Annotated in this window: 14 protein-coding genes; 10 read left to right on the forward strand and 4 right to left on the reverse strand. The window is 39.8% G+C overall.

The annotated features are described in order from the left end of the window. From OZX76_RS04425 to OZX76_RS04470, 10 genes are all read left to right on the forward strand, one after another. Nucleotides 1-351 (forward strand): hypothetical protein, encoded by a 351-nt coding sequence (locus tag OZX76_RS04425; RefSeq protein ID WP_277181299.1) that lies wholly within the window; start codon nucleotides 1-3, stop codon nucleotides 349-351. A gap of 26 nt (nucleotides 352-377) precedes the next feature. Continuing rightward, entirely contained in the window at nucleotides 378-1073 is a 696-nt protein-coding gene (locus OZX76_RS04430) for a 5'-methylthioadenosine/adenosylhomocysteine nucleosidase (RefSeq protein ID WP_277181301.1), read from the forward strand. Beyond that, nucleotides 1074-2222, forward strand: coding sequence for a cysteine desulfurase family protein (locus OZX76_RS04435; RefSeq protein ID WP_277181304.1), 1149 nt, complete (start codon nucleotides 1074-1076; stop codon nucleotides 2220-2222). A 48-nt stretch (nucleotides 2223-2270) separates the two neighbouring features. After that, nucleotides 2271-2612, forward strand: a complete 342-nt coding sequence (locus OZX76_RS04440) for a DUF1831 domain-containing protein (protein WP_277144938.1) — start codon at nucleotides 2271-2273, stop codon at nucleotides 2610-2612. Between the two features lie 6 nt (nucleotides 2613-2618). Continuing rightward, the gene (mnmA, locus tag OZX76_RS04445; protein WP_277181306.1) at nucleotides 2619-3743 is read left to right on the forward strand and encodes a tRNA 2-thiouridine(34) synthase MnmA; all 1125 of its coding nucleotides are present in this window, start codon (nucleotides 2619-2621) and stop codon (nucleotides 3741-3743) included. A gap of 106 nt (nucleotides 3744-3849) precedes the next feature. Next, the gene (locus tag OZX76_RS04450; RefSeq protein ID WP_277181308.1) at nucleotides 3850-4509 is read left to right on the forward strand and encodes a histidine phosphatase family protein; all 660 of its coding nucleotides are present in this window, start codon (nucleotides 3850-3852) and stop codon (nucleotides 4507-4509) included. Further along, the gene (locus OZX76_RS04455) at nucleotides 4510-5148 is read left to right on the forward strand and encodes a tetratricopeptide repeat protein (RefSeq protein ID WP_277181310.1); all 639 of its coding nucleotides are present in this window, start codon (nucleotides 4510-4512) and stop codon (nucleotides 5146-5148) included. Then, nucleotides 5141-7504, forward strand: coding sequence for an ATP-dependent RecD-like DNA helicase (locus tag OZX76_RS04460; protein WP_277181312.1), 2364 nt, complete (start codon nucleotides 5141-5143; stop codon nucleotides 7502-7504). Before OZX76_RS04455 ends, OZX76_RS04460 begins: the two co-directional genes overlap by 8 nt. A gap of 14 nt (nucleotides 7505-7518) precedes the next feature. Beyond that, nucleotides 7519-7905, forward strand: a complete 387-nt coding sequence (locus OZX76_RS04465) for a DUF1828 domain-containing protein (RefSeq protein ID WP_277181314.1) — start codon at nucleotides 7519-7521, stop codon at nucleotides 7903-7905. A gap of 147 nt (nucleotides 7906-8052) precedes the next feature. Further along, nucleotides 8053-9633 carry an APC family permease gene (locus OZX76_RS04470; protein ID WP_277181491.1) on the forward strand — a complete coding sequence of 527 codons (1581 nt, stop codon included), beginning with the start codon at nucleotides 8053-8055 and terminating at the stop codon, nucleotides 9631-9633. Between the two features lie 41 nt (nucleotides 9634-9674). On the opposite strand, the gene OZX76_RS04475 is transcribed toward OZX76_RS04470, so the two are convergent. The 4 genes from OZX76_RS04475 to def form a co-directional block, all read right to left on the reverse strand. After that, nucleotides 9675-10610: a diacylglycerol kinase family protein gene (locus tag OZX76_RS04475; protein ID WP_348635190.1), complete on the reverse strand. Its 936-nt coding sequence runs from the start codon at nucleotides 10608-10610 to the stop codon at nucleotides 9675-9677. Between the two features lie 47 nt (nucleotides 10611-10657). Further along, on the reverse strand, nucleotides 10658-12337 hold the full coding sequence (locus tag OZX76_RS04480) for a ribonuclease J (protein WP_277181318.1): 1680 nt from the start codon (nucleotides 12335-12337) through the stop codon (nucleotides 10658-10660). A gap of 5 nt (nucleotides 12338-12342) precedes the next feature. Continuing rightward, nucleotides 12343-12567, reverse strand: a complete 225-nt coding sequence (locus OZX76_RS04485; RefSeq protein WP_277132629.1) for a DNA-dependent RNA polymerase subunit epsilon — start codon at nucleotides 12565-12567, stop codon at nucleotides 12343-12345. Nucleotides 12568-12743: 176 nt separating this feature from the next. Continuing rightward, nucleotides 12744-13298, reverse strand: coding sequence for a peptide deformylase (gene def, locus OZX76_RS04490; protein ID WP_277144952.1), 555 nt, complete (start codon nucleotides 13296-13298; stop codon nucleotides 12744-12746). Nucleotides 13299-13357 lie beyond the last annotated feature (59 nt).

Raw genomic sequence — 13357 nt, forward strand, 5'->3', positions numbered from 1 at the left:
ATGACTGAGAAACGATCCGATTACCGCAAACAAATTAAACGTAAAAAGAATAGTGGCCTTTTACATACAATTAAGTCAGCTTTTGATGATAGCGATGAAGCAGTTGATGTTAATCCTGACTTTATGCGTGAATCTGAAGAAAAAGAGCAAGTAGCGCCAAAAGCTGCTGCAAGATCTAAACGTAAAAGGCAGCATCACGCTACTCGTGAATCTAGTGTGCGAACTAATGCGAAAACGGGCAAAAAGCAGGATACTGACAAGGCCCTGTTTTTAAAGAAAAAGCTGAATCGAGCAATTTTGATTGTAATTGTTTTAATTGTTCTGGTATTATTGGCATTGTTTCATTTATAAAGATAAATTTTTATTTGAGGATTAAGATGAAGATAGCAATTATTGTCCCAATGGCAATTGAGGCAGAATATTATCGTAAAAACTTTCACTCAGGTAACAAGGAAATGTTCGGATCAACCGTATTCGAGCATTTTTGCGTTAAAGACAATGATATTTACTTGGGCTTGAGTGGAATTGGCAAGGTGCAAGCGGCAATGAACTTGTCTAGCTTATTAAGCAAGGTTGAGATTGATTTAATTTTGATGACGGGGACTGCCGGGTCATTGGCTGCTGATGTTCACAGAGAAGACTTGCTGCTAGCTGATTCGTTCACCTATCATGATGCGCATAATACCCTAGCTGGTGATTATGTTGAAGGTCAAATTCCGGGAGAACCAGCAGAATTTAAGCTGGATTCTGTTGCTAGAAACAACTTTAAACACTTCCTGACGGAGGAAAATGTGCCATTTAAAGAAGGATTGATCGTTACTGGTGATGCTTTTATTGGCTCCGATGTTCAAAAAGAGACGATTAAACATAATTTCCCTAAAGCCTTGGCTGTGGAAATGGAAGGCGCTGCTTTTGCGCAAGTTGCTTACCACTTTAATAAGCCGCTGATTGCTTTACGGGCAATTTCTGATAATGGTAATGACGATGCTAATGAAGATTTTGACAAGTTTGCCCAAAAAGTTGGTGCTAAAGCCGCTGAACTGATTTGTGCTTATTTAAAGAAGATGAATTAAATGCAAGAAATTTATTTAGATAATGCCGCGACCACGCCAATGTCACCGCAAGTGATTGATGTCATGACCAGTGAAATGAAGAACGACTTTGGTAATGCATCAAGTACTTACGAATTGGGCCGTAAGGCGCGACACGCAATTGATCATGCGCGCAGTCAAATTGCAGCAGCAATTAATGCCGATGATAATGAAATTATTTTTACTTCCGGTGGCTCGGAGAGTAATAATACTGCTATTTTTGGCGTTGCCCACAGTCGCAAAGAAATTGGTAGGCAAATTATCACGACTAAAATTGAGCATCCGTCAGTTTTGAATCCGATGCGTCAGTTAGAGCGCGAGGGTTACGAAGTGACATACCTCGATGTTGATGAGAACGGTCATATTTCACTTGACGATCTCAAAAGCGCCTTGACACCAGCAACGATTTTAGTATCAGTCATGGCTGTCAATAATGAAGTTGGTAGTATTAATCCGCTGGCAGAGATCGGCGCCATTGTCGCAGATAGCAATGCCTATTTTCATGTTGATGCAGTTCAGGGTCTTGGTAATATTGACCTTGATGTTAAGAAAATGCAGATTGACTTGTTATCAACGTCAGCTCATAAAATTAATGGACCTAAGTTTTTAGGCTTTTTATACGAAAATAAGCAAATTAATTTACCACCCCTAGTTTTAGGTGGTGAGCAGGAAACCAAACGTCGGGCTGGTACTGAAAATGTGCCGGGAATTGCTGGCTTTGGTGAGGCTGTTAGTGAAATTGCCGCAATTGACAAAGCAGCTTTGCAGGCCAAGTATTCGCATTGGCAAGAGATGATTTTGCAGGCACTTGACGAGAGTAATGTCCAGTATGAAGTTAATGGCGGCCGCGGCGAGCACGTATCACATCATGTTCTTAATCTGCATATCATTGGTGTCAGCACGACGATTTTACAAGCAAACCTTGATTTGGCAGGCTTTGCCGTCTCTGGTGGTTCTGCTTGTACCGCTGGTTCACTTGAGCCTTCGCATGTTTTGATGGCTTGTTTTGGTAAAAAGTCTCCGCGAGTTAATGAGTCAATCCGAATTTCTTTTGGGCGGTATAATACGGACGAGGAAGTAGTTGCTTTTGCGCAAGAATTATGTAAAATTGCCCATAAGGTACAAAAGTGATTGCTTTTTCTAGCAAGTTAACTTATTATAAGTAAGTGAGGTAAAATTATGGCAAATACAGTTATAATTAATGGCGACCAGCGTAAATTTACACTAAGTCCCGATTTAAAACTTTATGCGTTGATTGATGCCGGTTTTGTCAAAACCGTTAAGGGCAATTTCAATTATGAACATCCACTTTATAATGATTCTCCTTATGATGCACCAACTAAACTTAAAATGACAATTAACAAGGACATGACGCGGTTAACAATGGTGGTAACCGATCGCAGTGGCCTGCAAAAGGTAAATATTTTTAAGAACAAGCAATTAGCACAAACTGTAGAACTGTTAGACTATATTTTAAAAGATCTCGAAGAACGTAAAATTATTGTTCCAGTAAAGGATTGATGAAAGTTGACTGAAAAGAAGACAAGAGTCGTTGTCGGCATGAGTGGCGGCGTTGATTCATCTGTGTCTGCTCTTTTATTGAAGGAGCAGGGCTATGATGTGATTGGCGTCTTTATGAAAAACTGGGATGACACTGACGATGCCGGTGTTTGTACAGTAACTGAAGATTACGATGATGTTAAAAAAGTAGCAGATCAAATTGGCATTCCATATTATTCAATTAATTTTGAAAAAGAATATTGGCACCGTGTATTTGAGTACTTTTTAAGTGAATATAAAAAGGGTAGAACACCTAATCCAGACATTATGTGTAATAGTCAAATCAAATTCAAATCATTTTTGGAATTTGCATTGAACTTAGATGCCGATTATATTGCAATGGGTCATTATGCTAAAACCGTCACGGACGAAAACGGCGTTACTCATATGATGCGGCCAAAAGACGGCAATAAGGACCAAACTTACTTCTTAAGTCAACTTAGTCAAGAACAAATTAACAAGGTGATTTTTCCGTTAGCTAATTTGACAAAACCGCAGGTACGCGAAATCGCAATTAAGGCAGGATTAGCAACTGCTAAAAAGAAGGATTCGACCGGGATTTGTTTTATTGGTGAACGTAATTTTCGCAAATTCTTAAGCGAATTTTTGCCAGCCAAGTCAGGTAAGATGGTTACCGCAGATGGCAAGGTTGTTGGCGAGCATGCCGGCTTAATGTATTACACAATCGGTCAGCGCTCTGGCTTAGGTCTTGGCTCAACTAAGGAGTCAACTGATCCGTGGTTTGTTGTTGGTAAGGATTTAGCAAAGAATGAATTAATTGTTGAACAGGGGTACGACAGTGAACTGTTATACGCAACTAAGTTAGAAGCTAGTGGCATGTCATTCTTTACTGGTCAGCCAGATCATGATTTCAAAATTCATTGTAGCGCCAAGTTCCGTTACCGTCAGTGTGATGTTGGTGTGACGGTTGAATATCACGCAGAACAAAACACTGCTACAGTATACTTTGATGAGCCAGCTCGGGCAGTTACACCCGGTCAGGCACTCGTCCTTTATAACGGTGAGGAATGCCTCGGTGGTGGTAATATTGATGCCGCATATCAAGAAGAAAAGCAGTTACAATTAGTTTAATTTGATCTAAAAAAGGAAAGCATAATTTGCTTTTCTTTTTTTGTTTTGCTCTCATTAAATGATAAACTAGACAAGTAACAGCAATAGAAAAGAGATAAAATTACTGATGCAGATTTATTTTGTACGGCATGGAAAAACAGAGTGGAATCTTGAAGAACGGTTTCAAGGAGGACATGGGGACTCCCCGCTATTGTCACAAAGTTTAATTGATATTAAAAAGTTGGGTCAGCACCTAAAAAATATTAAATTTAGGGCAATTTATGCTAGTCCGCTAAAACGGGCCTTTAATACAGCGCAAGGAATTGATGATGCAATGAATGCTGAATTACCGGTGATTATTGATGAACGTCTGCGTGAATTTAACTTAGGTAAAATGGAAGGCATGCAATTTAAGGCAGCCGAGCAAAAGTATCCTACACAAGTTAATGACCTGTGGCATCATCCTGAGCGCTATGATGGGCACCAGATTAGTGGTGAAAATTACCCTGAAGTGATTGCTCGTGGTCAAAGCTTTGCCCGTGAAGTTGCGCAGAAATTTTCTAATCCAGATGATAAAGTTTTGGCAGTTAGTCATGGTGCTGCTTTGTCAGCAATTATGGGTGGTTTGTTAGGCTTTTCACTTAAAAATTTGCGCCAAAAGGGTAGCCTAAATAATACTAGTTTGACAATTTTATCTACCGATGACCAAGGCCAAACATGGCACTCATTAATTTGGAATGAGACCGACTTTTTAGACCGTAAACTTTCAGAAACGGATGCATTATAAATGGCGAAACAGGATAAGCGGCAAGCAGACATTGACCAAAAAATTCACCAATTAATAACCAAAATCGATCAACAGCCGCAAAAGGCGGATAATTATTTGCAACTGGCAACTTATTTACTAAATGAGGGTAGTTTTGCTCAAGCAACGCAATTATTGGAGCAGGCCAAGCAGGTAGTGAAAAAGCCGCAGGACTTAGATTATGATTTAGCGGTTTGCTATTACATGCAAGGAGATTTTGATAAGGCACTAACCTTGCTAGACCAAATTCCAAATGATGATTTAGTTTTATACCAAAAAGCACTAGTCTACCTCAAAATTGGGCAGCAGCAAAAAGCCTTGGCTTATGCGTTGACAATCAAGAAACTGGATAAGCGAGTACAAGAATTATTGGGCGATATTTGGCTTAGCCTGGGTCAATTAAAGGAAGCGCGCACTAGTTATGAGCAAATTCCACCAGCTGCTAGAAGTGCGAAAGTTAATTTCTTACTTGGAATTACGGTTTTGGAAGATGACCGCGAGAAGGCACAAGAATTTTTGCAAACAGCGAAAAAATTGGACCCGAAATATTATCAGCAGGCACTTGACCAGTATTCATCAATTCTTAAATTAGTTAAGGATAAGGGCAATAGTAATGACTGAATTTGTAGGCAAAATTAACGGAATTGTTTTTGAAAATAATCAGGATTTGTACAAAATTCTTGACGTGACGATTAGTGGCAAACTGGCTGATTATGACCGGGACGAAATTAAAGTCACTGGTAATTTCGGTGATGTGCAAATCGGTGGCACCTATCAGTTTTCAGGTAAATTGGTGGTTCATAATAAATTTGGCTTGCAGTTTCGCTGTGATCGTTATCAGCAGGCTCTGCCACATGAGGAGGGCAGTCTGAGCCGCTATTTGAGTTCAAGTAAGTTCCCTGGCATTGGTAAAAAAGCCGCTAATACAATTATTGCCGAATTAGGAGTCAATGCCTTGGCAGTGCTGAAGGACAATCCAGCCAAGATTGCTACATTGCCTTTAACGCAAAAACAAAAGGATAGTTTGCTTGCTGGCGTAAATTCGATGGATTCTTATTCAGAAATCATTTTGAAGTTGACCCAGTTTGGTTTGAATAAAAAGGTCGCTAGTCGTTTTTACCAAATCTATCATGGGGAAACACTGATTAAGCTGCAGGAAGATCCTTATGCCTCAATTGATGAGGTCACTGGTTATGCTTTTAGGAGTGCTGACCGCATGGGGCAAGAGCTGGGAATTCCAAATGATGATCCCCGCAGAATTAATGGTGCCATTTTTCAAGTTTTGCTTGATGAGCTAAGTAAAGAAGGTAACACCTACGTTAAATTGGCACAATTATTGACGGACACTAGTAAACTTTTGCAAATTAACCAGTTCGACCCAATTGCTAATTGTGTTAATCAACTCCAACATGACGGTAAAATTGTTGTTTCTGGCGAAAATGCGGCGCTGCAAAATATTGCACAAGCCGAAAATGATATTGCTTTAACGATGAAAAATTTAATTGAGCGGCGAGTTGAGCAAGATGAGGATGAGCAATATAGTGATCGCAGTGTTAATCAAGCAATTAAAAAGGCGGAAAAAGAGCTAAAAATCAAGTATGATGACACGCAAAAGGCAGCCATTAAAAATGCTTTAACTCACCCGATTTCGATTTTGACAGGTGGCCCCGGTACCGGTAAGACGACAATCATTAACGGAATTTTGCTGGCACTGCGCGATTTGGCAGAGATACCAGCTTCTGCGCTTTATAGCAGTGATCCACCGTTTCTATTGGCCGCGCCCACTGGTCGTGCTGCTAAAAGAATGGAAGAAATAACTGGCATTACTGCCAAGACAATTCACCGCATGTTAGGATTAGGCATTGGTGAAAATGATGAAGCCGACCTGAATGAGCTTAATGGTGAAATTTTAATCATCGATGAAATGTCCATGGTTGACATGTTCCTGTTTAAGCAGCTAATTTCAAGTATTAATCAAACTAAGCACGTTGTTTTTGTTGGTGATAAAGATCAGCTACCATCAGTTGGTCCGGGCAATGTCTTTAGTGATTTGATTAAATCAGCAGCGCTGCCAACGACTGTGTTAACGCAAATTCACCGGCAAGGTGATGATTCAAGTATTATTACCTTGGCTCATGATATTAATGAGGGGACTGATCAAGATGCCTTGTTCCAAAAGACAAAAAATTATTCCTTTATTTCTTGCCCGCCGTACGAAATTGGCCACGTGGTCAGTCAAATTGTTGAGCGTGCGCTAAAGAAATTTAAACCAGATGATATTCAAATTCTTGGGGCAATGTATCACGGCGAAGGCGGGGTTACTAACTTAAATAATTTGATTCAGGAAATTATGAACCCAGCTCAACCTGATAGCAAGTATCTTGAAGTCCATGATGAAATCTTTCGGATTGGTGACCGGGTTTTACAATTGCAGAATAACCCGGAAAAAGATATTTATAACGGTCAAATTGGGAAAATTGTTGCTATTGATTCTAAAAATACTCAAAAATGTATGACTGCTGATTTTGATGGTCGAGAAATCAATTTTAGTAAAAAAGACCTGTTTGACCTCACTCGTGCTTATGCCATCACAATTCATAAGTCACAAGGATCAGAATTTCCGTTGGTCATTCTAAATTTAACTATGCAAAATTATGTGATGCTCAAGCGTAATCTGTTATATACGGCAGTTACGCGGGCAGAAAAAAATTTGGTTTTAGTTGGTGATCCACGGGCTTATGTGATGGCACTCAATACATCGGGCAATGACCGAAGAACTGGTTTGACTGCCAAACTGCAAAAATTACTTGAGCAGGAGCCTGATAAAACTGCCGGTGAACAAGTTGTTGCTGAAGCTTCGACTAAAGAGCAAAATAGTGAGCCGAAGGATTATATTTTGACACCAGAACTGATTTATTCTGGTGAAATTGATCCGATGATTGGTATGCGCGGCATTAAATTGGTGTCACGCACATAAAATAGAGGTAAGTAATGGTAAAAGAACTAACAAAGCCGGTGCAACTTAAACAAGCAATTGGCGATTGGATTGCAAATCACACTGGTATTATCGCCGTTAGCAGCGATACTTGGGAAGTAGCGACGACTGCAATTGATTCCTATGGTGATACAGTTTATTGTTTTGTCCAACAAGTTGGCGAGGATTACTTAGTAACCGACGATGGGCGGATTTTATTTAAACTTGATCCCGGAATTAGTGACGCGGATTTATTTGAAACAACCGCTGAGATTGCTTTAGGGGCGGGCTATGATTTCAATGAAAAAACTTGTGAAATTTCCGTTCAGGTTAAACAGGAAAACTTGGCTCAGGCAATTATAAAATTAGCGCAGCTGCAAGTTGCTATTTCATATTTAGGTTAAAAAAGCGATGGCAGTTTAAGTTAGTGTTGTGCCAAATTTATTTTTTGCGTTTGGTTGCGGTTACCTTGATTTTGATGCTTGACATTTATACCAGAAGGGGCAAAATTAACTTTATGAAATGAGGTAATAAAAATTAATAAGCAGAAAATTGGGTTAGTATCACTAACTCTTTTGTCATTAGGTTCGATTATTGGCTCGGGTTGGCTATTTGGTGCCGGAGAGGGTGCACATTTAGCGGGACCTGCGGCCATTTTTTCTTGGCTAATTGGTGCCGTTATCATGGGATTTATTGCCATTGTTTATACTGAAATGGGGACAATGTTTCAGCAGAGTGGGGGCATGAGTCGGTTTGCACAATACACTCACGGGTCACTGCTGGGATTCATTGCTGCGTGGGCTAATTGGGTTTCACTTGAGACAATTTTGCCAATTGAAGCCGTGGCTGCAGTTCAATATTTAAGTTCATGGCCATGGCCGTGGGCCCGCGGTTTTCACCAATTAATGCATCACGGACAAATCACGGGACTAGGTCTATTAGTGGTGTTTGCTTTTATGGGCATTTTTACATGGATTAATTATTATTCCGTTAATTTGATGGCGCGTTTTTCCAATACCATCACGTGGTTTAAAATTATCATTCCAACTTTAACCTTTATTTTGCTGTTGATGTCAGGCTTTAATGCACATAACTTAGCGTTGACAACTACAAATTGGTTTCCTAACGGGACAGCGCCGATTTTAACGGCAACTACTAGTGCAGGGATAATTTTTTCTTATGATGCGTTCCAAACGGTTATTAACTTAGGGAGCGAAATTGAAAATCCGCAGAAAAATATGCGGCGAGCGATTATTATTTCACTGGGATTAAGTGCGTTATTATATACGCTATTACAATTTACGTTTGTAGCCAGTATGCCGCACCACTTGATTCAGGTAAAAGGCTGGTCAGGAATTAATTTTAGTTCACCATTTGCTCAATTGGCAGTGTTATTAGGACTTAATTGGTTATCTATTTTGTTATATATCGATGCGTTTGTGTCACCGTTTGGTACAGGAATTGCGTTTATGGCAACAACGAGTAGATCACTTGCCGCAATGGCTGAAAATCGTCATTTACCACAATTTTTAACTAAATTAGATGCTAAATATCACACGCCGCACAAGGCAATGCTGGCAAGTTTGATTGTTAGCATCATTCTTGTAACCTTGTTTCCAAATTGGGGTCAGCTGGCAAGCGTGATTGCCACTTCTACTTTAATTGCGTATTTAACTGGACCGGTTTCGACAGCGGCCTTGCGTAAGTTAGCACCGAAGTTTAACCGCCCGATTAAGTTACGTCACTTGAAGGTATTGGCACCCATCACCTTTGTTTTAACGAGTTTAGCAGTTTACTGGGGCCAGTTTCCAACCACTTGGGAAGTAATGCTGGTCATTTTGGCAGGGATGCCAATTTATGCTTATTATGAGTGGAAGAATAACGATCATCAGTTTAAGCAAGCTCTCCGTGGTAGCTGGTGGCTAATTTGTTACCTAATAATGATGGCTGGGCTGTCTATTTTGGGTGCTAAAGAATTTGGCGGACTTAATTGGCTGCATTATCCCTGGGATTTGGTAATTGTGGTGATAATTAGCATCGGCTTTTACTATTGGGGTGTCCATAGTGCTTATGCTGGTCCTGATTTAGAACGAGCTGCACAAATTAATCAAAAAGCTCAAATAGAAGAATAACCAAAAAACGTTTTCGTGACGATTAATCACGAAAACGTTTTTTACTTTAATAGATTAAAATGACTGACCTTTAATTTTAAATTAAAGGGTCGCTGGTATATTTCTTCACCGTCTACTTGCGCAAATTCTTTTTGCTCAGTCTTAACAATTATTTCCTTAGCTTCAATGTAATGAAATTGCGGATCAGTAACATGAGAACCATCCTTAAGCAAATGATAGAGCAGATTGATTAGTTTAGGAATGCTAAACTTTTCGATAACAATCGTATCGATCTGGTGGCTTGTAATCTTAGCACTTGGCAATAGCGGGAAGCCACCGCCAAAGTAGGGATGATTAGTAGTAGTTACTAAAAAGGCGTCATCAAATTGCATTTTATTAGTTGCACTGCGAACTTCTACACTAAAGATGTTTTGCCTGCGCAGAGCACGTAAAATGTTAGCACCGTAAATTAGTTTACCCTTATTTATTTTGTTAAGCATTTCTTTTAATTTTGAGTGGTTGCTAAAATGATTAACATAAGCATCAAAGCCAATACCAAAGCTATTGGCGAAGTAACTGGTTTGATCTTTATAGCCAGCTAGTTGGAACTGGCCGCAGTCAATTTGCTTAGGTGTTAAATTCTTTTGTAAGCTTGCTAGCAATTTTTCCGGATTAGTTGTCAATTTAGCAGCTCGAGCAAAATCATTACCGGTACCAGCAGGTAAGTAGGCAAAAGGGGTTTCGGGATTAGCAGAGCGCTTAATACCATTTAATACTTCATTAAGCGAGCCGTCGCCGCCAATAATTAATAAGACATCACTTGAAGAATGCTTTTTGTCACTATAATCTTGGGCCAGCTTAATTAATTCACCGGCGTAGGTACTTTTTTGAAAGTTAAAATTAATATTAGCATCAATTAGTAGTTGTACTAATTTGCTAAAACTTTTTTTACCTTGGCCGTTACCAGCTATTTCGTTAACCAGCAGGTGTAATTTCATTTTGGTATTCATCTTTATATACTAAAAAAGCCCTAACGGGCTTTTTATTATTTCTTTTCAACAATCATTGGCAAAATCATTGGCCGTCTCTTGGTTCTTGAATATAAAAAGTCAGAAAGATTTTCAACAATTGCCTTACGGATAATGCTATCCTTAGGATGATCAGTCTTATCCATTTCTGATTTAAGTACGTGATAGATATGTTTTTGAGCCTGACTGATTAAGTCAGTTGACTCACGCATATAGACAAAGCCACGGCTTAAAACATCGGGTCCAGCTAAAACTCGCTTGTGCTTGTAATCAACGGTTGCAACTGCAACTACTAAGCCCTCTTCAGATAGAACCTGACGGTCATGGACAACGACGTTGCCAACATCAGCAGTTCCTGAAGTATCAACATAAACATCGCCTGCTGGAATATGACCAGCAATTCTGGAACCTTCGGGACCGAAGCAGAGTACTTCACCGTTTTCCAAAACAAAAGTATGGTCTGCTGGCACCCCAGCAGCTTGTGCTAATTCTGTATGGATTACTTGCATGCGGTACTCGCCGTGAACCGGAATCATATATTGCGGGTGGGTCAAGCGAACCATCATTTTTAGTTCTTCTTGACCACCATGACCAGAAGTATGAACGTTATTAACCCGGCCGTGAACAATATTAGCGCCGCCTTCCATCAACTTATTGATTAGGTGGTTAACGCTCAAAGTATTCCCAGGAATTGGATTAGACGAGAAGATAATTGTATCTCCGGGCTGCAAACTGATTTGTCTGTGAGTACCATTAGCAATTCGTGAAAGGGCAGCTAATGGTTCCCCTTGCGAGCCAGTACATAAAATCATGGCCTGATCAGCTGGTGTATGGTTAATTTCATTGGCATCGACAATTAATCCTTCGGGAACATTCAGATAGCCAAGGTCGATACCATTTTGCACGCCATTTTCCATACTACGGCCGAAAATGGCCACCTTACGTCCCGTATCAATGGCAGCTTGAATAGCTGTTGATACGCGATAAAGGTTAGAAGCAAACGTGGCAAAAATAATTCGCCCGTGAATCCCGGTAATAATGTCGTGCAGCGATTTCGCTACAAAACGTTCAGACTTGGTAAACTGGGTAACTTCTGCGTTAGTCGAGTCGGAAAGAAGGGCTAAGACGCCATCTTTGCCTAATTTAGCCATCTTTTGAAAGTCTGGAGCTGGTTGGTTCATTACTGGGGTTAAGTCGAACTTAAAGTCACCAGTAAAGACAACTGCACCAAGTGGCGTATGAACAGCAATTCCTAAGGTGTCAGGAATTGAGTGGGTGGTTCTGAAGAATTCAACGGATAACTTCTTGAATTTGAGGACAGTGTCTTCGTGTTCCTCGTGAAGTTCGGTTGTTCTTAAGATACCATGTTCTTCAAGCTTGCCCTTAATCAAGGCCAAGGCAAACGGAGTAGCGTAAACCGGAATTTCTGGAATTTTTTCTAGTAAAAACGGGATACCACCAATGTGGTCTTCGTGACCGTGACTGACAACTAACGCCTTAATTTTCTTGCGATTCTTAACTAAGTAAGAATAGTCAGAAATAACGTAGTTAATCCCCAGTAAATCATCTTCTGGGAACTTAATCCCGCAATCCATGATGATAATTTCATCTTGATATTGAACACAATACATATTTTTGCCGATTTCGTGCAACCCCCCGATTGCAAAAACGGCAACTTCATTATTTTTAATGCGCACGAAAACTACTTCTTACTCTCAAACGACGTTAATTTAAAATCAGCGTGTTCTTTTTCGTAATCTAATGAATTACCTGCGAGTTCTTGGATGAGTTCGATGTTGTAGGGGGTATTTTCCTCAACCAATGTCCGGGCACTGACCATGTTGTCAGCTTCCATATAAAGAGTTTCGGTTGTTTCTCTACGTGGGTTAACAACCTTGTCTTTTTGATACAAAACTTTGTAGATCATCTTTGTATTCTCCTATTCAGTTATAAAAACGTTCTTAAGATGAATATTTGCAAAAATATTCAATAGCTAATAAAAATTCTACCATAATTGCAATGGCAAGTATAGAAACAAGTTTTAAATAGTTAAGCAAAAAAGCCGTCAAACAGGCATTGGCGGCTTCTTTGTCTCTAACTTAACTAATAAATAACGACTGTGTCTTCATCTAACTTAAATGGGTCTTGCTTGTTGATCCGGTCATAAAAGAGGTGACCACGCAAGTGCTCAATTTCGTGAGAAGCAACAATTGCTGGATAATCCTTTAAGCGAATGGTCTTTTCCTCACCATCAACAGTATAATAATGAATCTTTAACTTATCGGGACGGGGCACATAACCATCAATTACCTTGTCAACGCTTAGGCAGCCTTCGCCTTCACTCAGGCAGGCTTGGCGGACTGATTCGGACAAAATTTCAGGATTAACAAAAGTTTCCTTAAAAATAATTTCGTTCTTTTCATTTGGTACAAGCAGTGAGGCCATTTGGACACTTTCGCCGACTTGAGGTGCAGCCAGACCAACACCCGCACGTAATTGGTGCTTTTTGGCAATTTTAGGATCTTGCGAATTAATTAGGTATTCCATCATTTCGTCAGCTAATTGGCGATAGTGGTCACTAAGTGGAAAAGTCAACGGCTGTGCCACTTTACGCAATACTGGATTACCGTCGCGGGTAATATCTTTCATTAAAATCAATTGAATTCACTCTTTCATCTAAAAGTTATACTTATATTTTTACCATAAATCTGGTTTAA

It is taken from the genome of Lactobacillus sp. ESL0677 (assembly GCF_029392875.1).
Taxonomy (GTDB): Bacteria; Bacillota; Bacilli; order Lactobacillales; family Lactobacillaceae; genus Lactobacillus.

What these genes read in the sequence shown, in the direction of transcription:
- OZX76_RS04425 (WP_277181299.1), top strand. Translation starts at nt 1, where the DNA reads ATGACTGAGAAACGATCCGATTACCGCAAACAAATTAAACGTAAAAAG.
- OZX76_RS04430 (WP_277181301.1), top strand. Translation starts at nt 378, where the DNA reads ATGAAGATAGCAATTATTGTCCCAATGGCAATTGAGGCAGAATATTAT.
- OZX76_RS04435 (WP_277181304.1), top strand. Translation starts at nt 1,074, where the DNA reads ATGCAAGAAATTTATTTAGATAATGCCGCGACCACGCCAATGTCACCG.
- OZX76_RS04440 (WP_277144938.1), top strand. Translation starts at nt 2,271, where the DNA reads ATGGCAAATACAGTTATAATTAATGGCGACCAGCGTAAATTTACACTA.
- OZX76_RS04450 (WP_277181308.1), top strand. Translation starts at nt 3,850, where the DNA reads ATGCAGATTTATTTTGTACGGCATGGAAAAACAGAGTGGAATCTTGAA.
- OZX76_RS04455 (WP_277181310.1), top strand. Translation starts at nt 4,510, where the DNA reads ATGGCGAAACAGGATAAGCGGCAAGCAGACATTGACCAAAAAATTCAC.
- OZX76_RS04460 (WP_277181312.1), top strand. Translation starts at nt 5,141, where the DNA reads ATGACTGAATTTGTAGGCAAAATTAACGGAATTGTTTTTGAAAATAAT.
- OZX76_RS04465 (WP_277181314.1), top strand. Translation starts at nt 7,519, where the DNA reads ATGGTAAAAGAACTAACAAAGCCGGTGCAACTTAAACAAGCAATTGGC.
- OZX76_RS04475 (WP_348635190.1), bottom strand. Translation starts at nt 10,610, where the DNA reads ATGAAATTACACCTGCTGGTTAACGAAATAGCTGGTAACGGCCAAGGT.
- OZX76_RS04485 (WP_277132629.1), bottom strand. Translation starts at nt 12,567, where the DNA reads ATGATCTACAAAGTTTTGTATCAAAAAGACAAGGTTGTTAACCCACGT.